This is a genomic window from Lysobacter sp. 05T417, from assembly GCF_056396405.1.
This window is the reverse complement of sequence record NZ_JBFTLK010000005.1, coordinates 243,263-267,439: the sequence shown is the minus strand read 5'-3', so window position 1 is coordinate 267,439 and position 24,177 is coordinate 243,263. Positions and strand designations below refer to the sequence as shown.

The following is a 24,177-nucleotide window of genomic DNA, read 5'->3' as shown; positions in this document are numbered from 1 at the left end:
TGGTCCCCAGCGGGACATGGATGTCCCGCGCCCCGCATCGGACAAGGATGTCCGATTAAGGGGCGGAGCAATCTCCAGCCCGCCGGCCGACGCCCCAACGAAACCTGCCACGCCAGCGCCCCAACACCCCAACGCCCAACCACCCCCACAACGAAAAAGCCCCGCTTCCGCGGGGCTTCTCCTTCAACACATCCAACCAGGAATCAATCGATATCGAGGAAGCTGCGTAGCTGTTCCGACCGGCTCGGATGACGCAGCTTGCGCAGCGCCTTCGCCTCGATCTGGCGGATGCGCTCACGCGTCACATCGAACTGCTTGCCGACTTCCTCGAGGGTGTGGTCGGTATTCATGTCGATGCCGAAGCGCATGCGCAGCACCTTGGCTTCCCTCGGCGTCAGGCCGGCGAGCACGTCGCGGACCGTCTCGGTCAGGTTGATGTTGGTGGTGGCCTCGACCGGGGACTCGATGTTCGTGTCCTCGATGAAATCGCCCAGATGCGAATCCTCGTCGTCGCCGATCGGGGTTTCCATCGAGATCGGTTCCTTGGCGATCTTCATGACCTTCCGGATCTTGTCCTCCGGCATGTCCATTTCCTTCGCCAGCTCTTCCGGAGTCGCCTCGCGGCCATACTGCTGCAGCATCTGGCGGCTGATACGGTTGAGCTTGTTGATCGTCTCGATCATGTGCACCGGGATACGGATGGTGCGCGCCTGGTCGGCGATCGAACGCGTGATCGCCTGGCGGATCCACCAGGTCGCATAGGTCGAGAACTTGAAGCCGCGGCGGAACTCGAACTTGTCCACGGCCTTCATCAAACCGATGTTGCCTTCCTGGATCAGATCGAGGAACTGCAGGCCACGGTTGGTGTACTTCTTGGCGATCGAGATCACCAGGCGCAGGTTGGCCTCGACCATTTCCTTCTTGGCCTTGCGCGCCTTGGCTTCGCCATAGGCCATCTGGCGAGAGATGTCCTTGATGTCGGCCAGCGTCAGCAACGAAGCGGTTTCCACCGCGATCGTGGCTTCCTGCTCGGAGATGATCTGGTCCTTGACGTCACGCAGGCCCGACGACCACTTCTGCTTGCGCTTGAGCAGCTCGTCCACCCACTCCAGATTGGTCTGGTTGCCTTCCCAGGCGCGGATGAAGTCCTTGCGCGGCATCTTGGCCACGCGCGTGGACAGGTCGAGGATGCGGCGCTCGTGATCCTTGATCTTGTTGACGACCTCGCGCAAGCCGCGCACGAGGACATCGGTCAGCGGCAGCGGCAGCTTGAAGGTGACGAACACCGCGGCCATGTCCTCGCGCAGCTTCAGCGAGGTCTTGTGACCGGCGCCGTGCTTGGCGTGCGACTTGAGGAACTTGTTGTAGTGGTCGGCCAGGGCTTCCATGCGCGAAGCGACTTCGACCGGATCCGGACCGCTGACAACCTCTTCGGCCTCCTCGGCGACCGGCGCTTCTTCCTCGTCGTCATCGACTTCGGCGTCGGGATCGGCCACGACCACCGGCGCCGGCGGCTCCGGCACGTCGTCGAGGTGATCGTTGAAGCCGACGATGATTTCAGCCAGGCGCTTCTTGCCCGCCTTGTGCTGCTCGTAGTCCTCGAGGATCGAGGCGATCGTCGCCGGGAAAATACCCAGCGATGCCTGGACCTGGCCCAGGCCTTCCTCGATGCGCTTGGCGATGGCGATTTCGCCTTCGCGGGTAAGCAGTTCGACCGTACCCATCTCGCGCATGTACATGCGCACCGGGTCGGTGGTGCGGCCGCCTTCGCCGTCGAGCGCGGTCAGCGCTGCGGCCGCTTCTTCGGCGGCGGTATCGTCGACTTCACGGTTGCCCGTGCCGCCGTCTGCGAGCAGCAGGGTTTCGGCATCGGGGGCCACTTCGTGGACCTCGATACCCATGCCGTTGATCATGCCGATGATGTCTTCGATCTGCTCGGCATCGACGAGGTCGTCGGGCAGGTGATCGTTGACCTCGGCATAGGTCAGGTAGCCCTGCTCCAGGCCCTTGCTGATCAACTGCTTGATATCGGAGGAGGGGGGCTGACGTTCGTTGGCCATGTGCTGCGCCACCGCGCTATGAGAGGGTTGGGAACGTTCCAGTATATCAGGCCGGAGCGGTCGGGGCCGGACTCAGGAACGCAGAAGGAAGGTGACCGGGCCGTCGTTGACCAGGCTGATCACCATATGGGCACCAAAGCGCCCCGTTTCCAGCCCCCCTGTGTGTTTTTCCCTGCAGATTTCGACCAGCCTGCTGAACAAAGGTTCAGCCAGCTCCGGCGCCGCGGCAGTACTGAAGCCCGGACGCATCCCGCTGCGTGTGTCGGCCGCCAGGGTGAACTGGCTGACCAGCAGCAACCCGCCGCCGGTGTCCGCGAGGCCGAGGTTCATTCGGCCGGCCCCGTCCGCAAATACACGGTAACCAAGGAGCCGGTCGGCCATCCGCTGCGCCTGCGCCTCGCCATCGCCCGGCTCGACCCCGACCAGGGCCAGCAGGCCCGGCCCGATCGCGCCAATGGTCTCGCCTTCGACCCGGACGGCCGCTTCGGTCACGCGTTGAATCAGAGCCAGCATGCAGTGATGGATGCGCCGTGGTGGAAGAGGGTTCGCGGGGCTGTTGTAGCCTAAGGCGTGGTCCGGGCGGAAGCCCGGAGCGCCCCCCTCCTCGCCGAACGACGCCATGACCGGCCTTGCCGCCCGCCTGCCCGCCCGCCTGTTGTTCGCCTTCGCCGCCCTGCTCGGCCGCCTGCCGTGGCCGTGGCTGCTGCGCCTGGGCGACGCCCTCGCGGCGTGGTGGAGCTGGCGCGACGTGCGCGAAAGCCGGGTGGCGCGGATCAACCTGGAGCTGGCCTACCCCGACCTGCTGCCGGCCCAGCGCAACGAGCTGCACCGGGCGATCCTGCGCACCACCGCGCGCCAGGTACTGGAAACGGTGCGCCTGTGGACCCGGCCGCACGCCGAGAATCTCGAGCTGCTGCGCGAGCAGCACGGTACCGGGCTGATGGACGCCGCCATCGCCGCCGGTCGCGGCGTGATCATCGCCGCGCCCCACCACGGCAACTGGGAGCTGCTCAACCAGTGGCTGGCCTGGCGCACGCCGCTGGCGATCCTGTACCGGCCGCCGGAGTCGGCGGTGGTCGAGGCCTTCCTCAACCTGGTCCGTGCCGATGCCGGTCATGACGACAGGGGCGACGGCGAGCGCGTCACCCAGGTCCGCGCTGAAGGGCCGGCGATCCGCCAGTTGTTCAAGCGCATCAACGACGGCGGCGTGGTCGGCATCCTGCCCGACCAGCAGCCCAAGGCCGGCGACGGCGAGTTCGCACCGTTCTTCGGCGTGCAGGCACTGACGATGACGTTGATCGGCCGCCTGGCGGCACGCACCGGCGCCACGGTGCTGTTTGCCTGGTGCGAGCGCGTCGACACCCACACCGGCCACCCGGGTTTCGCCCTGCATATCGAAGCGGCGCCGGCGGCGATGGCCGATCCCGATCCGAAGGTGGCCGTGGCCGCGCTCAATGCGGCGGTCGAGCACATCGCCCGGCGCGATCCGGCGCAATACCAGTGGACCTACAAACGCTATACGCTGCGACCGCCGGGCTCCGGGGAAGAGAATCCGTACTGGAAACGCTGACCAGACAGGCTTCGCCGGCGTACCCGTGACACTTTCACTGGATGGCCATGCTCACGCCCGATTCGACGCACACCCCGCCCGTCCCTGCCGCCGCTGCCGCTGCCGTGGCCGACTGGCAACCACTGCCCATCCGTGCCCGCTCCCTGTGCCTGCTGGGTGCCCTGCCGCTGGCGATCCCGTTCGCAGTCGCCGGCTTCATCCTGGCGCGGGTGCTGGAGCTGCCGGTTTTCATCGGCCTGCTTGCGCTGGTGCCGGGCGTGGCGCTGGCGTTCTGGATCGGCCTCAAGCAGTACCGCTACACCTTCTGGCGTCTCGACGACGATGGCCTGGCGATTCGCCGCGGCAACATGTGGCAGCGCGAGACGCGCGTCCCGGCCACGCGCGTGCAGCACCTGGACCTCAAGCGCGGGCCGCTGCAACGCAGGCGCAACCTGGCGACGCTGATCGTGCACACCGCCGGCACCCGCCACAGCTCGGTGGCGGTGCCGCACCTGGACGGCGACGACGCCGAGCGCCTGCGCGACCGGCTCGGGCGCCAGATCGACCACGATGACGACCTGTAACCGGCGCCGATGAACGGACCCGTGACCGCTTCGGAACCCGAACGCCGCCTGCATCCGATGTCGTGGCTGTTCGTGCTGCTGCAGCAGCTCAAGCAGTTCATCGTGCCGCTGCTGATCCTGCTGTTCCTCAAGCGCGGCGACCGCAACGAGTTGTGGCCGCTGATCGGCGTCGCGGTGCTGGTGGTGACTTCGCTGTGGCAGTACTTCACCTACCGCTATGGCGTCGCCGGCGACCACCTGGTGGTGCGCAGCGGGCTGCTTGAACGCAGCCTGCGGGTGATCCCGTTCGCGCGCATCCATAACGTCGCGCTGCAGCAGACGCTGCTGCACCGGCTGTTCGGCGTGGCCGAAGTGCGCCTGGAATCGGCCGGCGGCGCCAAGCCCGAGGCGCAGATGCGCGTGCTCAGGCTCGACGATGCGCTGGCGCTCGAATCGCTGGTGCGGCGTCGCGGCCAGGCCACCGCGGCCGATGCGCCGGTCGAAGAACCCGCGGTCGACACGCTGTTGACCCTGCCCGTGGCGGAAGTGCTGCGGCTGGGGCTGGTTTCCAACCGTGGCCTGATCCTGGTCGGCACGGGTTTCGCTGCGGCGGCGCAGTTCAGCCCCAAGCTGATCCCGAACCTGTTCGAAGCCGTCGGCATGCGCCTGTTCGGCTACGCCGGCGAGCATGGCTTCGGTCCGCTCGAATACGCGGCCGCGGGTCTGGCGGTGCTGGCCCTGTTGCTGGGCGCGCTGCGGCTGCTGTCGGTGGCGCTGGCCCTGATGCAGTACTTCGGTTTCCGCCTGAGCGAACAGGGCCGCCGGTTGACCGTCGAACGCGGCCTGCTGGCGCGCTGGCGCACCAGCGCCTCGCGTCGCCGCATCCAGGCCTGGACCCTGCACGAAGGCGTGCTGCACCGCCTGCTCAAGCGTCGCAGCCTGGAAGTCGACACCGCCGTGGCCGAGGAAGGACGGCAGCAGCGCGCGCTGCGCGAGCTGGCCCCGATCGCCACGCCGGCCGCGTGCGATGCCCTGGTCGAGCACCTGCTGCCGCGCGCGAAGTGGTCACATCTGGACTGGCAGCCGCTGCCGGCGTCGAGCTGGTGGCGGCTGTTCCTGCCTTCGGTGCCGTTCGTGCTGGCGGTAGCGATTGCATTGGCGATCAAGTTCGGCGCCTGGGGCCTGCTCGCGCTGCTGTGGTTGCCGTGGTCGGCATTCAAGGCGCGGCGCCACGCGCAGCGCGCCGCCTACGCGGTGGGCGATGAGCTGATAGCGATCCGCGAAGGCTGGTGGACCCGGCACTGGCGCTTCGCCGAGCTGGACAAGTTGCAGGCGCTGCAGCTGACCCATTCGCCGATCGACCGCCGCTGCGGCACCGCGACACTGTGGCTGGACACCAGCGGCGCCGGCGCGATGGCGCCACCGTTGCGCGTGCGCTTCCTGCCCGAGGCAGAGGCGCGGGCGCTGTATGCCCGGCTCGGGCGGACCCTGGCGCAGCGGCCGCTGCGCTGGTGACGCGGCCCGCTCAGGGACGCCAGTAGCCCAGTTCGCGGCGGATCTGCAGCGCGCGCCACAGCGACGACAGCGGCTTTCGCCGCAGCGTGCCGAGCTCACCGTCGAGCAATGCCTGCGTGGCGGCCAGCACGCGCTCGGACGAGCGCCCATCGCGGTACGGGTGGATCGAATCGGCATAGACCGACAGCGCAGCGAGCAGCGCCGGCTCCGGCGCGAACGCGCGATCGAGCATCTCCGTCAGCCGCGACGGATCGTCGAAATCGAGCATGTGCGGCTTTGGCGCGCGATTGCGGAACGTCACCACCGGCTTGCGCTGCACGACGAACTCGGAGACCACCGAGGTGGTGTCGGCCAGCAGCACGTCGGCGGCGCGCTGCGCGGCGACCAGCTGTTCGGTCTCGAAGAAGGCCGCATTGGCGCCGGCCAGCGAGCGATAGCGCGCGAAGAGTTCAGGCGGACACTTGGGGTGCAGGGTCAGCAGCCAGTAGCGGTCGCCCTTGGCCACCTCTGCCGCGATCGCATCGAACAGGTGCGGCGCCGCGCTCAGGCGCTCGGTGAAGGTGGAGGCGAACATGACGACCAGGCGCGAACCGGCCGGCGCACGCAGGGCGGCGGCGGCGCCGTCGTCATCGCGGAACAGCGGATCGAGCTTGGGCCAGCCGGTCTCGACCACGGCGAAGTGACCGGCCTGCACCGCCAGCGCCTGGAACGGCGCGGTCGTCGCCGGGCCCTGGGTGCAATAGAGGTCGAACAGCCCGCGCACGCGGAAATGGCCGCGCTCGTCCGAGCGCTTCTCGACGTTGAAGCCATGGAACAGTTGCACCTTCGCCCCGGAGACGAACGGAGGCACCCAGTTGGCGGCGCTGAACACCGCCCGCGGTTTCAGCGCGACCGCCTCGTGCAGGCCTATCATTCGCACCGGCGCCGGCAGTTCGGCGCCGGCGGCGCCGTCCACGAACCAGGCGTGCACGCCGTGCCCGGCGGCTTGCAGCGCCTGCGCCAGCGGCTGCAGGATGGGCAGCGCATAGCGTTCGCTCGCGAACAACAGGTAATCGGCCATCAACGCTTCCTCCAATACGCCATCGACGCAGGACACGCCGGAGACCGCGCCCGACACGCGTGGCGCGCGCTCAGCATGCCCGCTGTCGGCCTGCATTATTGCGTTCAACGAGGCCGACCGCATCGGCGACTGCATTGCCTCGCTGGCGTTCTGCGACGAAGTGGTCGTGGTTGATTCGTTTTCGGCCGACGCCACGGCCGAAATCGCCCGCAGCCTCGGCGCGCGCGTCATCCAGCGCCCTTTCGAAGGTTTCCGCAGCCAGAAGCAGTTCGCCGTCGGGCAGGCCGCGCACGACTGGGTGCTGTGCCTGGATGCCGACGAGCGCGTCAGCGATGCCCTGCGCACCTCCATCGAGGCCGAACGCGCCGGCGCCTTCGGCGATGCGGCCGGCTTCCGCTTTGCCCGCCTCAGCGAGTACTTCGGCAAGTTCCTGCGCCACGGCAACGCCTACCCGGACCGCGTCCTGCGCCTGTTCGACCGCCGCCGCGGCGGCTGGCGCGGCACCCGCGAGGTGCACGAGGCCGCCAGCGTCGACGGCCCGGTGCGGACCCTCGCCGGCGACCTGATCCACTACCCCTACCGCTCGCTCGAGCAGCAACTGCTCAAGACCCAGCGCTACGCCCGGATGATGGCCGAGCACGACTTCGCCCGCGGCAAGCGCGCCACGCTGACCGGCCTGGTGCTGTCGCCGGCATGGCGCTTCTGGCGCGGCTACCTGCTGCGCGGGGGCTTCCGTGATGGTTGGCACGGCCTGGTCTACGCCTACGTCCGCGCCAACTACGTGCGGCAGAAGACGATCATGTTGTGGATGCTGCACAACGGCCAGGCCGTGAGTGGACCGGACCGATGAACGCCATTGCCCCACCCCGCGCCAGCGTCGTCATCACCACCTACAACTGGCCCCAGGCGCTGGAGCTGGCGCTGGAGGCCCTCGCCCGCCAGGACACGCTCGCGCACGAAGTCGTGGTCGCCGATGACGGTTCGCGCGATGACACCCGCGCGATGCTCGAACGCGTGGCCCGTGACTTTCCGGTGCCGCTGCGCCACAGCTGGATCGAGGACCGTGGCTTCCGCGTCTCCCTCGCCCGCAACCGCGCCATCGCCGCAACGGGGGGCGACTACGTTCTGCTGCTCGACGGCGACATGCTGCCGCACCCGATGTTCGTCGGCGACCACCTGCAGGCGGCCGAGCCCGGAAGCTTCGTCCAGGGCATGCGCGTGCTGACCGACGAGGAAGGCCGCGACCGCCTGCTCAATCGCGAAGTGGCGCAACTGGGTTTCTTCGACCGCGGCCTCACTCGCCGCCGGCACACGCTGCGCATCCCGGCGCTGGCCGCGCTGTCGCTGCGCAGCACGCGCGGCCAGAGCGGCAGCGCGATCAAGACCTGCAACCAGGGCTGGTGGCGCGACGATCTGGTCACGCTGAACGGTTTCGACGAGCGCTACGAGGGCTGGGGCCGCGAGGACAAGGACCTGGCCGTGCGCGCGTTCCATGCCGGGCTTGAGCGTCGTTCACTGCGCTTCGCTGGCCTGGCCACGCACCTGTACCACCCCGAGCGGCACGAAGAGGGCGCGAGCCCGAACGATGGCCTGCTGGCCGAAACCCGCGCCAGTGGCCGCATCCGCAGCGTGCAGGGGCTGGACCGCCATATCGCCGAGTTCGCGGCGCATCCGCTCCCGGATCTGCGCCGCCTGGGTTGATGCGCCTATTGGCAGTTGGCCGCCGCCGAGCCCGGCACCAGCGTCCATCCGCGCCGGTTGGCATTGCCCATGTGCTGCGCCTTCCCGCTGTCGATGCACTTGGCCAGCGCCACGTCCTGCACCAGCAACCAGCGCGTCGCCGGCGATTGCCGCTGCCAGGCCAGTCCGCGCCGCATCTGCTCGTCGAAGTCGACCTTGAAGCCGAACTCGGCGACCTTGCGGTCGGCCATCAGCAGGTTCTGCTCGCGCCACGCCACCAGGCCCAGCTCGGCCTGCGGCCCGATCCGCTGGCCGATGTCGGTCATCAGCCCGCGGGCCGACGAGGAGTCGTTGAGCAGCGGCGCGATGGCCAGCCCGAAGCACACCCACAGGCCGGTCAGCGTCGCCAGCATGGCCACGATCGGGCGCGCGCGTCCGAACCACAACAGGCAGGCGACACCGAAGAAACCGACCGCCGTGATGCTGGCCGCAAGCGCCGTGGACACGTCTTCGATGGAGCGCTCGGCGACGAAGCGGCGCTCGAAACCCGGATCGCCCAGCAGCATCGCCAGTCCGCCAATCAACAGGCCGCCGGCGAGTACCGCGGTGAATCCGTAAGCCAGACGCCGCACGCCCTTGCGCCGGATCAGTCCCGGCAGCAACGGCCCCAGCGCCAGCGCCATCATCGGCAGCGCCGGCAGGATGTACATGTCGCGCTTGCCGCTGGGCAGGGTAAAGAACACCAGCACCAGCAGGCACCACGCCAGCGGCAGCAGATAGCGCGGATCGCGCCGGCGCAGGCGCCGCCACCACGCCGGGATCGCCCACGGCAGCACCAGCACCGTCGGCAGCCACATGGTCAGGACCACTTCGAGGAAGTACCAGACCGGCTGGCCGTGATCCCACGACGCGCCGTAACGCTTGGCCGTCTGCCGGATCAGGATGTCGTCGATGTAGGCACGGTATTCGGGCCCGGAGTTTCCGAGCCCGGCGATCAGCATCGGCACCAGCCACACGCACGCGGCCAGCACGAAGGCGAGCGGACCGAGCCAGAACTTCGCGCGGCCGGCATATACCTTCACGTCCCAGCCGCGCAGCGAGGCGATGCCGGCGGGGATCAGCATCAGCAGCGCGATGAAGCCCACGCCCTTGCTGATCGTGCCCAGCGCCGCGGCCGCCCAGCCGAGCATCCACATCGGCCAGTTGGGGCCCACGCTCCCACCGGACGTGCTTCGCGCGACCTGCAACACATGCCGCAGCAGCCCGTAGTTGGCCAGCGTGATCCAGAACACCACCAGCGGATCGATCTGCGCCTTCTTCGACTGCCAGGTGAACTGCAGTGCGAACAGCAACGCGTATCCGGCATACAGCCCGACCCGGCGCGTCCACAAGCGGCGGCCCAGGTCGACCACGCACCACAGCGTGCCCAGCGCGGCCAGCAGCGACGGCAGCAGGAAGGCGACGCGCCAGTTGCCGAACACCGTGTAGGCAAGCGCCTGCAACCACATGAACAACGGCGGCTTGTCCGAGTACAGCTCGCTTCCGCGGTGCGGGAACAGCCAGTCCCCGCTCTCGATCATGTGCCTGGCGACGAGCGCGAAGCGCGGTTCGTCGGCCGGCCACGGGTCGCGCAGGCCAAGGCCGGCACCGAGCACGAGCACGGCGATGATCCAGAACAGCGTGGTGTCGTTGCGCCAGGTCGGGCGCGCGGCGATCGGCTTGAGCATGGCGCGGATGATAGCCGGCAGGCGTCGTCGCGATGTCGGAACGCCGGGCCGTCCGCCGCCGGTCAGGCGTTCTTGCGCAGCCGCGCGTAGAAGAACCCGTCGTAGCCCAACTCGCCCGGCAATCGCTGGCGACCGGCGCCACTGGCGCGACCGAAACGATCATCGAGCGCTTCGGCCACCGCGTCCGGCGTGCGCGCCAGGAACGCATCGACCTGTGCCTCGTTCTCGGCCTTGAGGATCGAACAGGTCGCGTACAACAGCACGCCGCCAGGCGCGAGCGTGGCCCACAGCGCATCGAGCAGGCGCGACTGCGTCGCCACCAGTGCCGTCAGGTCCGATGCGCGGCGGTGCTGCAGCACGTCGGGCTGGCGGCGGATGATGCCGGTCGCCGAACACGGCGCGTCCAGCAGCACCGCGTCGAACGGCGTTCCATCCCACCATGCCTGCGTGTCGGCGGCATCGGCGGCAAGCAGTTGCACGCGCTCGCCCAGGCGCAGGCGGGTGAAGCCCGAGCGCATCCGGTCCAGGCGTTGCGCATCGATGTCGAGCGCGACCAGTTGCAGCGATGCATCGCGCTCGAGCAGGTGCGCGGTCTTGCCGCCGGGCGCGGCGCAGGCATCGAGCACGCGCGCGGACGGCGGCGCCGCAAGGGCCTCGACGACAAGTTGCGCCGAAGCATCCTGCACGGACGCAGCGCCTTCGGCGAAGCCGGGCAACGTCGCAACCGCGGCCGGCGTGTCCAGTCGCAGCGCGTCGGGCAGACGCTCGTCGACCTGCGACTCGATGCCGGCTTCCTGCATGCGGGCGCGATAGTCGTTGCGCGATTGCTGGCGACGGTTCACCCGCAGCCACATCGGCGGTTCGGCGGCGCTGGCGTCGAGAATGGCCTCGGCGTCCTCGGGCCAGTCGCGTTCGATCTGGTCGCGCAGCCATTTCGGCCAGTGCGCGTGCGGCTCTGCGGGCGGCAGGCCTTCACGCTGGGCGCGACGCAGCAGGGCATTCACCAGACCGGCCTGGTGGCGTCGGCCGAGCGTGCGCACGGCCTCCACGGTTGCGGCCACGGCGGCGTGGGCCGGCAGGCCCAGCGGATCGAGCTGGGCGAAGCCGACGAACAGCAGCGCCTTGAGCTCGCTGTCGCGCTTGGGCAATGGTCGCGGCACCCAGGCCAGCAAGGCCGACTCGAAGCGCGCCGGATGGCGCAGCACCGCAAAACAGATCGCCTCCACCAGCGCGCGGTCACGCGGATCGGCGATGCGCGGCAGCGCCACCGCGAGCTCGGCCTTCAACGAACGGCCGTGATGCAGCACCGCATCGAGCACGCGTGCAGCGGCTGCGCGCGAGGCGGCGCCGGAGGTCGCGCTGGGGGAGTGGTCGGGGCGTGGCATCGGGGGTCGCCGTCGTGGGTCGCTGTCGTGGCCGGCCGTCAGCGCAGGTCGGGACGACCGTTGAGGTAATCGGCCGCGGTGATCGCCTTGCCGCCTTCGCGCTGCAGCACGCGGATGCGCAGTACGCCGGCGCCACAGGCGATATCCAGGCCGTCGCGGCCGGCGCGCAGCAGCGATCCCGGCTCGGCGCCATGGTGTTCGTCGAGCGCGACCGCACCATGCAGGCGCAGCCGCTCACCGGCGACCACCGCTTCGGCCATCGGCCAGGGATTGAAGGCGCGCACCTTGTTGGCCAGCGTCGTCGCCGGCTGCGTCCAGTCGAGGCGGGCCTCGGCCTTGTCGAGCTTGTGCGCGTAGGTGACGCCTTCCGCGGGCTGTGGCTGCGGCACCGGTCGGATGTCGGCGCGCAACAGGCCCAGGCCGTCGGCCAGCACCTGCGCACCCAGCGTCGACAGGCGATCGTGCAACTGCCCGCCCGTCTCGTGCTCGCCGATCTGCAGCGACTGCGACAACAGCACCGGGCCGGTATCGAGGCCCTTCTCCATCTGCATCAGGCACACGCCCGACTCGCTGTCGCCGGCTTCGATCGCGCGCTGGATGGGTGCGGCGCCGCGCCAGCGCGGCAGCAGCGAGGCGTGCACGTTCCAGCAACCATGGGTGGGGATGTCCAGCACCGACTGCGGCAGGATCAGGCCATAGGCCACGACCACCATCAGGTCGGGTTGCAGCGCGCGCAACGCGTCCCTGGACACGGCCGACTTGAAGTTCTCCGGCTGGAACACGTCGATGCCGCGCAGCAGCGCCTCGCGCTTGACCGGTGAAGGCGTCAGGCCGCGTCCGCGTCCGGCCGGACGATCGGGCTGGGTGTAGACGGCAACGACCTCGTTGCGCTGCGAAGCCGCGCGCAGGCACGGCACGGCGAAGTCGGGAGTGCCGGCAAAGACGATTCTCATCGGATTGGATGCGCCAGGGGAAAGTGGGACAGGACGAACGAAATCATCCGGGCCTTCCCGGAGTCATCCCGGGCGCGGTCCGGGCCGGGCGCTCAGGCCGCGGCCTGGCGGCGCTGCTTGGCCAGCTTCTTGCGCACCATCTCGCGCTTGAGCGGCGAGAGGTAGTCGACGAACAGCTTGCCGGCCAGGTGGTCCATCTCGTGCTGGATGCACACCGCCAGCAGGCCCTCGGCTTCCAGCTGCTGCAGCTTGGCGTCGCGGTCGAGGAAGCTGACGGTGATGCGGTCGGCGCGGGTCACGTCGGCAAAGATGCCCGGGACCGACAGGCAGCCCTCCTGGTAGACCTGCTCGCCGTCGCGGGCGGTGATCTCCGGATTGATGAACACCCGGGGCTCGTCGTGCTCCTCGCTGATGTCCATGACCATGAAGCGCTGGTGCACGTCGACCTGGCTGGCGGCCAGGCCGATGCCCGGGGCCTCGTACATGGTCTCGAACATGTCATCGAGCAGCTTCTGGAATTCGGCGCCGGTGACGCGCGCAGGATCGACCGGCGCGGCGACGGTGCGCAGGCGGGGGTCGGGAAACTCGAGAATGGGGAGCAGGGCCATGGCGATTCTGGATGGCAATTCAAATGGGGGCGTGTGTCACAACCACAACAAGTAGTGCGATTGTAACCCCGTTGGGTCGCTCCCACGCTTGCAACCATGCGGTTCTTCTGGGCTATATTGCCGCGGGGCCCCGCCTTTACGGGCGTGCGGGGAAGCTGCCTCTGGCAGCACGCAAGGGGCCGTCGATCCAAACTGCTCGACATGGGCTCATAGGGGAAAACCGATGGTCACCATTTTCAAACCGTTGCGCACGGTCCTGACCGCTGCGTTGCTGACGGTCGCCACCTACGGCGTGGCCGCCGAGGTCGCGGGCAACCATCCTGACACCTACGTGGTCAAGAAGGGCGACACCCTGTGGGACATCGCCGGCAAGTTCCTGCAGAAGCCCTGGCTGTGGCCGGAGATCTGGCAGGCCAACCCGCAGGTCAAGAATCCGCACCTGATCTACCCCGGTGACGTGCTCTCGCTGGCCTACCTTGACCGCGTCGCGGTGCAGGAAGGCCCCCGTCAGGAGGCGCCGATCAATGCCATTCCGCTGTCCGATGTCGAGGCCTTCCTCAAGGACATGCGCGTGGTCGACGACTTCGAGAGCCTGCCGTACGTGGTCGGACTGGAAGAAGACCGCCTCGCCGGCAGCCTCGACCAGGTCGCCTACATCAAGGGCCTGGCCGACGCCCAGCCGGGCCAGCGCTACGCCGTGGTCCGCCCGACCAACCGCTACCAGACGATGGATCCGGATCGCTGCTGCGACAACTCCGGCCGCCGCGCTGCCGACCTCGACTTCCGCGGCAAGCGCAACATCGGCCTGGAATCGCTGTGGAACTACCAGATGCCGGCTGGCGGTGGCGAGTTCCTGGGTTACGAGCTGACCAAGCAGACCGTCGGCACGATCAGCCGCGGCGTTGCCGGTGACTCCAATGCCGCCACGCTGTTGATCGACGGCAATGGCCGCGAAGTACGCGTCGGCGACCGCCTGATCCCGGTCGAGGCGCAGCCCTACGACCTGCAGTTCATGCCGCATGCCCCGAACCAGGAAGTTGCCGTCGAGAAGGCGCGCGTCATAGCTGTCGCCGACATGCTCACCAGCGGCGGCAGCCGCGACGTGGTGGCCCTGTCGGTCGGCACCGCCGACGGCGTCGACAACGGCACTGTGTTCTCGACCTGGCGCCAGGGCAGCCTGGAGATCGACCGGGTCAAGGCCGGCCTCGACCGCAGCTACGACGCCACCACGCGTGGTGGCGAGGTCAAGCTGCCTGACGAGTTCGCCAGCCACGTCATGGTCTTCCGCACCTTCGAGAAGGTCAGCTACGCGCTGGTCATGGACAGCATCCGTCCGACCCGCCTGGGCTACCGCCTCAAGCACCCGGACGCGTCGAACTGAGCCCCGGGTAGCGATCCCCATCAGGATCGGCCTACGCTTCAAAACGACGGCGCCCTAGGGCGCCGTCGTCGTTTCCGCCCGATGCTCGGGCCATGCCACTCGCCCCTCCGCCGCAATCCCCGCCTTCCAGCCGCCGCCACCCAGACTGCCCAGACCGCCCAGACCGCGACGATCGCGCCGACAAGGACGACGCCGCTGACGTGCGTGCCCTGCTCAAGCTGATCGCTGTCGGCGGGGCCACCGAGCCCAGGCGTTGCCTGCTGGAGCAATTCCGGTCGCCCGCACGGGCGCTTGCCGCCGGGCCGGCGGCCTGGCGCCAGTGCGGGCTGACGCCAGCGCAGGTGCTGCGGCTGTGCCCGCGCGACTTCGAACCATCGCCCAGGGCCGAGGCCTGGCTGAAGCGCCCCGGACACCATCTGATTGGTTGGCACAGCCCCGACTACCCGGCGCAACTTCGCCGCGCGCCCAGTCCGCCGCTGGCGCTGTTCGTGGCTGGCGACCCGATCCTGCTCTGGCATCCCGCGGTCGCCATCGTCGGCAGCCGAGGGCCCACGCCCGCGGGGTCCGGCCACGCCAGCGATTTCGCCCAAGCGTTCGTGCGCTCCGGCCTGGCCGTGGTCAGCGGGCTGGCCGCCGGCATCGACACTGCCGCCCACGAGGCCACGCTGGCGGCCGGCGGCATCACCGTGGCGGTGCTGGGCACCGGGCCCGATGTTGCCTACCCGCGCGGCAATGCCGGCCTGCTGGCGCGCGTCGCCAGCCATGGCGTGGTGGTCAGCGAGCATCTCCCCGGCACTGGTGCACTGAAGACGCACTTCCCGGCCCGCAACCGGATCATCGCCGGCCTGTCGCTGGCGACCCTGGTGATCGAGGCGGCCTGGCAATCGGGGGCCCTGATCACCGCGCGCCTGGCAGCGGAAACCGGGCGCGATGTGTTCGCCCTGCCCGGTTCGATCCGCAACCCGCTCGCCCGCGGCTGCCACCGCCTGATCCGCGAGGGCGCCGGCCTGGTCGAGGATCCGGCCGAGGTCATCGCTGCTCTGGCGCCGCAGGCACAGGCCCTGGCGCAGGACTTGCGGATGCGCCTGGACGCCCCAATTCACCCCGGTGAGGAAGTCGTTATCCAGACCGGCAGGGATTCAGCGACGCAGGACGCCGACTACCAGAGGTTGTGGCTGGCCCTGGGTCATGACCCCACCACTATGGATGAACTCGTCACACGTTCTGGATTGACGACCGCAGCAGTGTCCTCCATGCTGCTGCTCATGGAGCTTGATGGTCGTGTTCAGGCACAACACGGCCGGTACTTCCGCAATCGCTGAATGAGGGCATCCACCACCTTCACCCAACGACCCGCGGGTCACCCGCAAGTTTCTGCCCACCGCGCCGCATGCGGCGCAGGCCGAGGGAAATGAAAGAGAGCATTCTGGACGTCCTGCTGTACCTGTTCGAGCACTACTTCACTGAAGACGCGGACCTTGTCCGCGACCACGATTCGCTCCGCAGCGGTCCTCTCTTTGACGAGCTCGGCAAAGCCGGGTTCAGCCCCGCCGAGATCAACAAGGCCTTCGAGTGGCTCGATGCGCTGGCCCTGCAAAGGCCCAGCGCCAGCGTGCCGCGCGCCGATGGCCCGACCCGCATCTACTTCGGCCCCGAGCTCGACCGGCTCGACGTCGAGTGCCGCGGATTCCTGATGTTCCTTGAGCAGCACGGCGTCCTCGATGCCGGCCAGCGCGAGCTGGTGCTCGACCGCGCCATGGCCCTGGACCAGGACGAACTCGACCTGGACGACCTGAAATGGGTCGTGCTGATGGTCCTGTTCAACCAGCCCGGTTCCGAGGCGGCCTACGCCTGGATGGAAACCCAGATGTTCGAGGACGAGCCCGAGCCGGTTCACTGACCGGCACGACCTCTCGTGTCGCGGGCCCCCCGTTTCGCGGTCCCGGGCCTCCGGGGCCGTTCTGGCGCCATCTGCGCTTGCCGGCGCTTGCGCAGTTCGCGCGCGATTTCGACCTGCCTTCGTTTACCGCAGCCGAGCTGAACAGCGCTGCGGCGCATGCGCTGCAGGTCCCGACTTCACGCAGCCGCGCTTGACAGCCGTGGCCGGCGCGTGCCCTCAATAAAAAAAGGAAGCCCCCCTGCGCCCCGCCACGATGCCGGGCCCAGCCTTCCACAGACCTCAACCGTAACAACCGCCAGCAGCACCGGAACAGGTCCTGCGGAGCCCCCATGGCCAAGAATCTCCTAATCGTCGAGTCGCCTGCCAAGGCCAAGACGATCAACAAGTACCTAGGCAAGGACTTCACCGTCCTGGCCTCCTATGGCCACGTCCGCGATCTGGTGCCCAAGGAAGGTGCGGTCGACCCCGACCGTGGCTTCGCGATGCGCTACGACCTGATCGAGAAGAACGAAAAGCACGTCGAGGCCATCGCCAAGGCCGCCAAGAGCGCCGATGCGCTGTATCTGGCGACCGACCCGGACCGCGAGGGCGAGGCGATCAGCTGGCACATCGCCGAGATCCTGCGCGAGCGCGGCCTGCTCGAGGGCAAGACGCTGCAGCGCGTGGTCTTCACCGAGATCACGCCGCGCGCCATCAAGGAAGCGATGACCCAGCCGCGGCAGATCGCCACCGACCTGGTCGATGCGCAGCAGGCACGCCGCGCGCTCGACTACCTGGTGGGCTTCAACCTGTCGCCGGTGTTGTGGCGCAAGGTGCAGCGCGGCCTGTCCGCCGGCCGCGTGCAATCGCCGGCGCTGCGCATGATCGTCGAGCGCGAGGAAGAGATCGAAGCCTTCATCGCCCGCGAATACTGGAGCATCGAGGCCGAGTGCGCGCACGCGACCCAGACGTTCACCGCCAAGCTCAACAAGCTCGACGGCAAGAAGTTCGAACAGTTCACCGTCACCGACGGCGACACCGCCGAGGCCGCGCGCCAGCGCATCGTCAAGGCCGCCAATGGCGCCCTGCATGTCACCGACGTGGCCAGCAAGGAGCGCAAGCGTCGCCCGTCGCCGCCGTTCACCACTTCCACGCTGCAGCAGGAAGGCTCGCGCAAGCTCGGCTTCACCACGCGCAAGACCATGCAGGTCGCGCAGAAGCTGTACGAAGGCGTGTCGCTGGGCGATGAGGAAGGCACTGTCGGCCTGATCAGCTACATGCGTACCGACTCGGTCAGCCTGTCGGAAGAAGCGCTGGGCGAGATCCGCGACGTGATCGCGCGCGACTACGGCACGCGCGCGCTGCCGGACAAGCCCAACACCTACCAGACCAAGTCCAAGAACGCGCAGGAAGCGCACGAAGCGGTCCGCCCGACTTCCGCGCTGCGTACGCCGGCACAGGTCTCGCGCTTCCTCAGCGACGACGAGCGCCGCCTGTACGAGCTGATCTGGAAGCGCGCAGTCGCTTCGCAGATGGTGCCGGCCACGCTCAACACCGTGTCGGTGGATCTTGCCGCCGGTGCCGAGCACAGCTTCCGCGCGTCGGGCACGACCGTGGTCGACCCGGGCTTCCTCGCCGTTTACGAAGAAGGCAAGGACACCAAGAACAGTGACGACGAAGACGAAGGCCGCAAGCTGCCGGCGATGAAGATCGGCGACCGCGTGCCGCTCGATCGCATCCACGCCGACCAGCACTTCACCCAGCCGCCGCCGCGCTTCACCGAAGCGGCGCTGGTGAAGGCGCTCGAGGAATACGGCATCGGCCGTCCCTCGACTTACGCCTCGATCATCCAGACGCTACTGTTCCGCAAGTACGTCGAGATGGAAGGCCGCAGCTTCCGCCCGTCCGACGTCGGCCGTGCGGTCAGCAAGTTCCTTTCCAGCCACTTCACCCGGTACGTCGACTACGACTTCACCGCCAAGCTCGAGGACGAGCTCGATGCGGTGTCGCGCGGCGAAGAGGAGTGGGTGCCGCTGATGGAGAAGTTCTGGGGACCGTTCAAGGAACTGGTGCTCGACAAGACCGAGTCGGTCGACCGCAGCGAAGCCACCGGCGCGCGCGAGCTCGGCACCGACCCCAAGAGCGGCAAGCCGGTCAGCGTGCGCCTGGGCCGTTATGGGCCGTACGCGCAGATCGGCACGGTCGAGGACGAGGAGAAGCCGGTGTTCGCATCGCTGCGACCCGGCCAGAGCATGCACACGATCGAACTGGCCAACGCGCTGGAGCTGTTCAAGCTGCCGCGCAAGCTGGGCCAGAGCGACGGCCACGAGGTCAGTGTCGGCATCGGCCGCTTCGGTCCGTTCGCCAAGCGCGGCACCACGTACGCCTCGCTGCCGAAGGAAGACGACCCGCACACCATCGAACTGGCGCGCGCGGTGTTCCTGATCGAAGAGAAGGAAGAGATCGCCCGCAACCGCATCATCAAGCAGTGGGACGAGAGCGACATCCAGGTGCTCAATGGACGCTTCGGCCCGTACATCAGCGACGGCAAGCTCAACGGCAAGATCCCGAAGGATCGTGAGCCAGCCTCGCTGACGCTGGAAGAAGTCACCCAGCTGCTGGCCGATACCGGCAAGCCGGTGCGCGGTCGCTTCGGCAAGAAGAAGGCGGCGGCGAAGAAGGAACCGGCGGTCAAGGTTGCCAAGAAGGCGACCGTGAAGAAGGCCGTGGCGAAGAAAGCACCGGCCAAGAAGGCAGCGAAGAAGACGGCGGCCAAAAAGGCGCCGGCGAAGAAGGCTGCGGCCAGGAAAGCCGTCGCCAAGGCGCCTGCGAAGAAAGCGGTGAAGAAGGCCGTCAAGGCCAAGGCCTGAGGCGTCGGCCTGCCCACACCCCGACCTCTCTCCCGCAAGCGGGAGAGGGGCTCCAGTCGCAGCTCCCTTCTCCCGCGCGCGGGAGAAGCTGCCCGCAGGGCGGATGAGGGCAGCTTTGCCCGCTATCCTTCCTGCATGCACCGGTCCCTCACCGCCTCCGACGCCGCCACCGCCCTGCACCAGGGCAGTGTCATCGCCTACCCGACCGAAGCCGTCTGGGGCTTGGGCTGCGATCCCTTCGATGAAGTGGCGGTCATGCGCCTGCTGGCGATCAAGCAGCGCCCGGTCGACAAGGGCCTGATCCTGATCGCCGGCGCCCTGGACCAGCTCGACGGACTGCTTGACTGGCAGGCACTGCCGCCCCCGCGCCGCGACGCGGTGCTGGCGAGCTGGCCAGGCCCGAACACCTGGATCGTCCCGACCACCGCGCGCGTGCCGCGCTGGATCACCGGCGCGCACCGCGGCGTCGCCGTGCGCGTCAGCGACCATCCCGCCGTCATCGCCCTGTGCGCCGCCTTTGGCGGGCCGCTGGTGTCGACCAGCGCCAACCTCAGCGGCGAGCCGCCAGCCCACCTTCGCGATGGACTCGACGAGCGGTTGCTTGCGCTGCTGGACGGCGTGACCGACGGCGAAACCGGCGGCCTGGCCGCCCCCACGACCATCCGTGACGCCCTCAGCGGGGCGCAATTGCGCGCCTGAGCGCGGGCCCGGCACACCGGCTTAACGGCACAAGTCGTAGCGTCCCGGCGCCGGCGTTGATCGGCTACGCCACGGACCGGGCCCACCAGGAGGCCGCCATGAAGATCGCGCAGGTGTCGCTGCTGACGCTGGCTTTGATGGGCGCCGTGCCACTGGTGGCGAAGGAAAAGGCGGGCAGCGCGCCGCAGCTCACCGCCGACCAGCAGGCCATGATGCGGGCCTGGGAAAAGGCCTCGCAGCCCGGTGAGCAGCACAAGCAGCTGGCCGCGATGGTCGGCAAGTGGACCACCAAACAGACGATGTGGATGGGTCCCGACACGCCCCCCATGACCGAGACCGGCTCGGCCACCAATACCCTGGTGCTGGGCGGCCGCCACATCCGCCAGGACTTCCGCAGCTCGTGGATGGGCCAGCCGTTCGAAGGCGTGGGCTACACCGGCTACGACAACGTCACCGGCAAGTACTACAGCTCCTGGATGGACAGCGGTTCGACCGGCGTATTCGTCTCCAACGGCGACTACGACGCGGCGACCCGCACCTACACCTTCGTCGGCGAGATGGCCGACCCGAGCGCCAAAGGCGCGAAGGTCCCGGTCCGCCAGGTCGTGCGCATGGTCGACAACGACCACGAGGTGTTCGAGATGTACGAAACGCGCGGCGGAAAGGAATCCAGGACGATGCAGATCGAGTACACGCGGCAGAAATGAGGACGCCACCGCCATGACCACGCAATCACTGCTATCGCCGGCGTCGCCGGCGGCGCATGCTCCACGCATGTCGTCGCTTCGCCTGGTGCTGCTTGCCTTCCTGCCGCTTGTGCTGGCATCGGCCGTTGCGAGCGCGGGCGACATCACCATCTACCGCTGCACCGACGGCAAGGGCAAGCTCACGTTGCGCGATACTCCGTGCCACAAGGGCGAGACCCAGCAGGCCAAGGAAATGCAGCGGCCCAAGGATCCGCCGAGGCAAGCCAGGGCAAAGCCTGCAAGCAAGGGCAAACCGACCCGCACCGTCGCCACGGCGGCGGTTCCCGTTTCGGCACCCGCCACCACCCGCTACATCGTGATGACCCCGCCCAAGCCCATGTACGAATGCACCACTCCCGACGGCACCAGTTACCTGAGCGATACCAGCGAGGGCAATCCACGCTGGATGCCGCTGTGGGCGCTGGGCTATCCGGTCGTGGACTCGCGCACGTCGCTGGGCGACAACGTCGGCGGCCGGCCTGGCCGTCCGTCAGGTACGCAACCCGGGCCGCCGATGGGCGGACAGTTCGTCTATGACCCGTATGGGCCCGGCTCCTGGGTCCGCGATACCTGCAATGCGCTGCCGCAGCAGGAAGTCTGCGCGCGCCTGCGCGATCGTCGCTGGGAACTGGGTCGTTCCTACAACAGCGCGCTGCAGAGCGAGCGCCAGCAGATCGACCTGGAACAGCGCGGCATCGATGCACGCCTGGCCAATGATTGCGGTGACGCCTGATGCCGGTGGCTGCGGGGCGCGGGAGCGCGTTGCGACGCGCGTGGTGGTTGCTGATGTTGCTTGCCCTGTCGTTGCTGGCCCTGGTGCCGGCGGCGCAGGCGCAGGTGGTGATCTATCGCTGCACTGATGCAACCGGCGCAGTGACGCTGCAGAACGGCACGCCCTGCCCCAAGGGCAGCAAGGAAGTGAAGCGCGTGGTCGAGCCGGCGCCGCAGCAATCACGCGCGCAGTTCATCGCCGGTGGCGCTGTCGCACCGGCTCCCGCAAGCGCGCCTGCGGCGCAAGCAGCCCCTGCGGGCATGACCGCGCCGGTCGCGCCAGCACCCACGGCGGCGCCAGCACCCGTGCCCGCCGCGGAAGCCACCGCCACGCCCGCACAGGCCGGTCCCGCAGGCCCGCCAGCGCTGTTCGAATGCCGCACCTGGGAAGGCCACCGCTACCTCGGCGACGAGGCCGCGCCACCGCCGCGCTGCGTACCGCTGGCGGTCTCCGGCCTGGATGGAACCGTTGCGACCGGCGGCGCCTCGGCATGCCAGATGGTCCATGACGACTGCCAGCCAGTGCCGGACACGATGCTGTGCGAAGGCTGGAGCCGGCGCCTGGACGATGTCGAATCGCAGTCCGTCGGCGGTGGCGACAACCGCGCATATGCGCAGGCCGAGGCCAGCCGCCTGCGCGGAATCATCGCCGCGAGCAGCTGCGCCAAGCCCTGAATGGCCGCCACGCTGGCCGACACGCGCCGTTGACGCCGTTAGTGGAAGCGTCGCAGGCACGTGCCGGCGGCGGTTTCGACTGATGCGTGCGCCGCAAGGGACGCCAACTTGGAGATGGACTTGTCCGCGGTGCGACCCGCTTCCTTCTGGTGGATGCTGCTGATCGGCGCCACGCTGACCGTGGTCATCGCCGCGGGCCTGCTATACGCCCTGCGCAATCGCATTCCCGCCCATTGGCAGGTGCCGGCGCGGGCGCTGCTGTTCAACGTGCGCATCGACGACGATGTCTGGATAACGATGCCCGATGGCGTGCGCCTGGCCGGCACGCTGTACCGGCCTCGCGCGGCGCGCGATCCGCTGGCGACGGTCTACGTCCGCCTGCCCTACGACCGCCGGCATTACGGCGAGGCGCTGGGTGAGGCGATGTTCTTCGCGCGCCACGGTTACGCCGTGCTGGTGCAGGACGTTCGCGGCAAGTTCGAGTCGGAAGGCGACGGCTTCGTGCCGTGGCGCCATGGCACCGGCGACGGTGTCGCGACGCTGGACTGGATCACCCGGCAACCCTGGTCGAACGGCAAGGTCGGCACGATCGGCTGTTCGGCGCTGGGCGAGCTGCAGTACGCCCTGGCCCGGGCCAACCATCCCGCGCACGCGGCGATGATCCCGAGCGCGGCCGGCGGCGCGGCCGGCGCACTCGCCGGCAATGCCGACTACTTCGGCTCCTTCGAAGGCGGCGTGATGCAGCTGTCGGGGACGACGGGCTGGTTCTCCCGGCATGGCGGCAAGCTGGCGCACTCCGGCTCGCCCGCGGTCCCGGGCATGGCCGCGCTGCTGCCGCAGTTGCCGGTGCTGGACCTCGTGCAGCGCGCGCGTCCCGGCCCCAACGCCTACGAGGACTTCCTGCTGACGCCGCTCGGCGGCCCGGGCTGGAACGATCTGGACTACGTCACCGATGCCGACCGCATCACCACCCCGGCGCTGGTGATCAACACCTGGGGCGACCAGACCATCGATGGCACGCTGGCGATCAGCGAGGCCGTGCGCCGGCATTCGCCCGAAGCGGCGATGTACCAGCATGTCGTCATCGCCCCGGGCAACCATTGCGAACACGAACAGATCGCCGACATGGGCCGCTTCGGCGAGCTGCCGGTGAGCAACGCCGGGCAGCCCTATCGCGAGTGGTACCTGCAGTGGTTCGACTACTGGCTGCGCGGCCGCGGCGACGGCCTGGCCAAACTGCCGCCGTACCTGTTCTTCGTGCTCAACGAGCAGCGCTGGCTGACTTCCACCGCCTGGCCACCGACACAGGCCCGCCACCAGCGCTGGTACCTGCGCAGCGGCGGCAAGGCCAATGGCCGCGATGGCGACGGCACGCTCGGCCCGCAACCGGACGAGAACGAACACGTCGACGGCTACCTCTACGACCCGCTCGACCCGGTGCCCTCGCGCGGCGGCCCGCTGTGCTGCAGCGCCGATCCGCATGCCGTGTCCGGCCCGGTCGACCAGCGCGATGTCGAAATCCGCGACGACGTGCTGGTCTACACCTCGCAGCCGCTGGAAGCACCGATGCGCATCGTCGGCCCGCTGCGCGCGCACCTGGTGGTGTCGTCGTCGGCACCGGACACGGATTTCGTCGCGCGCCTGGTCCACGTCTGGCCCGACGGTCGCGCCACCAACATCCAGGAAGGCGCCCTGCGCTCGCGCTACCGCGACGGCATCTTCTGCCCGACGCGCATGAAGCCCGGCGAGACCTACGAACTGACGGTCGACATGCGCTCGATCGCCTACCTGGTGCCGCGCGGCCACCGCATCCGCCTCGACGTCACCAGCAGCAGCTTTCCGCGGCTGGAGCGCAATCTCAACACCGGCGGCCGCAACTACGACGAGACCGTCCCGGCGCAGGCACTGAACCGGGTGCACGTGGGCGGCAACACCGCGTCGTATCTGGAACTGCCGGTGCTGTCGACACCGGAACCCCCGGGCTAGCCGCAAGCGTCCGTCATCCCGCGAATGCGGGGACCCGGCGTCGTTGCCGCAACGCCAGGAAGGTATGCTC

At 68.7% G+C, this 24,177-nt stretch carries 21 protein-coding genes; 14 read left to right on the top strand and 7 right to left on the bottom strand.

From position 1 onward, the window contains the following. Positions 1 to 203: 203 nt before the first annotated feature. A complete protein-coding gene (gene rpoD, locus AC1DER_RS10820) occupies positions 204 to 2,072 on the bottom strand; it encodes an RNA polymerase sigma factor RpoD (RefSeq protein WP_477245692.1) in 1,869 nt (622 codons plus the stop codon). Between the two features lie 60 nt (positions 2,073 to 2,132). Further along, entirely contained in the window at positions 2,133 to 2,573 is a 441-nt protein-coding gene (gene dtd / locus AC1DER_RS10815; RefSeq protein ID WP_441815384.1) for a D-aminoacyl-tRNA deacylase, read from the bottom strand. 106 nt (positions 2,574 to 2,679) lie between these two features. Between dtd and AC1DER_RS10810 the strand changes: the two genes are divergently transcribed. The 3 genes from AC1DER_RS10810 to AC1DER_RS10800 are packed head-to-tail and all read left to right on the top strand — an operon-like array spanning position 2,680 to position 5,687. Beyond that, positions 2,680 to 3,630: a lauroyl acyltransferase gene (locus tag AC1DER_RS10810; protein ID WP_477245690.1), complete on the top strand. Its 951-nt coding sequence runs from the start codon at positions 2,680 to 2,682 to the stop codon at positions 3,628 to 3,630. Between the two features lie 41 nt (positions 3,631 to 3,671). Beyond that, on the top strand, positions 3,672 to 4,193 hold the full coding sequence (locus AC1DER_RS10805) for a PH domain-containing protein (protein ID WP_477245688.1): 522 nt from the start codon (positions 3,672 to 3,674) through the stop codon (positions 4,191 to 4,193). Positions 4,194 to 4,202: 9 nt separating this feature from the next. Beyond that, the gene (locus AC1DER_RS10800; RefSeq protein ID WP_441815387.1) at positions 4,203 to 5,687 is read left to right on the top strand and encodes a PH domain-containing protein; all 1,485 of its coding nucleotides are present in this window, start codon (positions 4,203 to 4,205) and stop codon (positions 5,685 to 5,687) included. A 10-nt stretch (positions 5,688 to 5,697) separates the two neighbouring features. Here the strand turns inward: AC1DER_RS10800 and AC1DER_RS10795 are convergent, their stop codons facing one another. After that, positions 5,698 to 6,750, bottom strand: a complete 1,053-nt coding sequence (locus AC1DER_RS10795; protein ID WP_477245794.1) for a CDP-glycerol glycerophosphotransferase family protein — start codon at positions 6,748 to 6,750, stop codon at positions 5,698 to 5,700. Between the two features lie 79 nt (positions 6,751 to 6,829). On the opposite strand from AC1DER_RS10795, the gene AC1DER_RS10790 reads away from it, so the two are divergent. Both AC1DER_RS10790 and AC1DER_RS10785 read left to right on the top strand, forming a co-directional pair. Beyond that, complete coding sequence (locus AC1DER_RS10790; RefSeq protein ID WP_477245792.1) at positions 6,830 to 7,597, top strand: glycosyltransferase family 2 protein; 768 nt, start codon at positions 6,830 to 6,832, stop codon at positions 7,595 to 7,597. After that, complete coding sequence (locus AC1DER_RS10785; RefSeq protein ID WP_477245685.1) at positions 7,594 to 8,448, top strand: glycosyltransferase; 855 nt, start codon at positions 7,594 to 7,596, stop codon at positions 8,446 to 8,448. The genes AC1DER_RS10790 and AC1DER_RS10785 overlap by 4 nt, the downstream gene beginning before the upstream one ends. Before the next feature lie 5 nt (positions 8,449 to 8,453). Here AC1DER_RS10785 and AC1DER_RS10780 read toward each other — a convergent pair whose 3' ends face one another. The 4 genes from AC1DER_RS10780 to def form a co-directional block, all read right to left on the bottom strand. Beyond that, positions 8,454 to 10,154, bottom strand: a complete 1,701-nt coding sequence (locus AC1DER_RS10780) for an ArnT family glycosyltransferase (protein WP_477245683.1) — start codon at positions 10,152 to 10,154, stop codon at positions 8,454 to 8,456. 62 nt (positions 10,155 to 10,216) lie between these two features. Then, positions 10,217 to 11,539: a 16S rRNA (cytosine(967)-C(5))-methyltransferase RsmB gene (gene rsmB, locus AC1DER_RS10775; RefSeq protein WP_477245681.1), complete on the bottom strand. Its 1,323-nt coding sequence runs from the start codon at positions 11,537 to 11,539 to the stop codon at positions 10,217 to 10,219. A 38-nt stretch (positions 11,540 to 11,577) separates the two neighbouring features. Next, the gene (gene fmt / locus AC1DER_RS10770) at positions 11,578 to 12,492 is read right to left on the bottom strand and encodes a methionyl-tRNA formyltransferase (protein ID WP_477245679.1); all 915 of its coding nucleotides are present in this window, start codon (positions 12,490 to 12,492) and stop codon (positions 11,578 to 11,580) included. A 92-nt stretch (positions 12,493 to 12,584) separates the two neighbouring features. Beyond that, a complete protein-coding gene (gene def / locus AC1DER_RS10765) occupies positions 12,585 to 13,100 on the bottom strand; it encodes a peptide deformylase (protein ID WP_477245677.1) in 516 nt (171 codons plus the stop codon). 232 nt (positions 13,101 to 13,332) lie between these two features. Between def and AC1DER_RS10760 the strand changes: the two genes are divergently transcribed. From AC1DER_RS10760 to AC1DER_RS10720, 9 genes are all read left to right on the top strand, one after another. Then, on the top strand, positions 13,333 to 14,481 hold the full coding sequence (locus AC1DER_RS10760) for a LysM peptidoglycan-binding domain-containing protein (protein WP_477245790.1): 1,149 nt from the start codon (positions 13,333 to 13,335) through the stop codon (positions 14,479 to 14,481). A 200-nt stretch (positions 14,482 to 14,681) separates the two neighbouring features. Then, positions 14,682 to 15,803, top strand: coding sequence for a DNA-processing protein DprA (gene dprA / locus AC1DER_RS10755; RefSeq protein ID WP_477357947.1), 1,122 nt, complete (start codon positions 14,682 to 14,684; stop codon positions 15,801 to 15,803). Positions 15,804 to 15,892: 89 nt separating this feature from the next. Further along, positions 15,893 to 16,381: a DUF494 family protein gene (locus AC1DER_RS10750; protein ID WP_441815395.1), complete on the top strand. Its 489-nt coding sequence runs from the start codon at positions 15,893 to 15,895 to the stop codon at positions 16,379 to 16,381. A gap of 329 nt (positions 16,382 to 16,710) precedes the next feature. Next, the gene (locus AC1DER_RS10745; RefSeq protein WP_477247368.1) at positions 16,711 to 19,230 is read left to right on the top strand and encodes a DNA topoisomerase I; all 2,520 of its coding nucleotides are present in this window, start codon (positions 16,711 to 16,713) and stop codon (positions 19,228 to 19,230) included. 135 nt (positions 19,231 to 19,365) lie between these two features. Next, complete coding sequence (gene tsaC / locus AC1DER_RS10740) at positions 19,366 to 19,929, top strand: L-threonylcarbamoyladenylate synthase type 1 TsaC (RefSeq protein WP_477247366.1); 564 nt, start codon at positions 19,366 to 19,368, stop codon at positions 19,927 to 19,929. A gap of 98 nt (positions 19,930 to 20,027) precedes the next feature. Beyond that, entirely contained in the window at positions 20,028 to 20,636 is a 609-nt protein-coding gene (locus AC1DER_RS10735; RefSeq protein ID WP_477247364.1) for a DUF1579 domain-containing protein, read from the top strand. A gap of 67 nt (positions 20,637 to 20,703) precedes the next feature. Further along, a complete protein-coding gene (locus AC1DER_RS10730) occupies positions 20,704 to 21,408 on the top strand; it encodes a DUF4124 domain-containing protein (protein WP_477357944.1) in 705 nt (234 codons plus the stop codon). A 53-nt stretch (positions 21,409 to 21,461) separates the two neighbouring features. Then, on the top strand, positions 21,462 to 22,121 hold the full coding sequence (locus AC1DER_RS10725) for a DUF4124 domain-containing protein (protein WP_477247360.1): 660 nt from the start codon (positions 21,462 to 21,464) through the stop codon (positions 22,119 to 22,121). A 129-nt stretch (positions 22,122 to 22,250) separates the two neighbouring features. Next, positions 22,251 to 24,107, top strand: coding sequence for a CocE/NonD family hydrolase (locus AC1DER_RS10720; RefSeq protein ID WP_477247372.1), 1,857 nt, complete (start codon positions 22,251 to 22,253; stop codon positions 24,105 to 24,107). Positions 24,108 to 24,177: the final 70 nt, after the last annotated feature.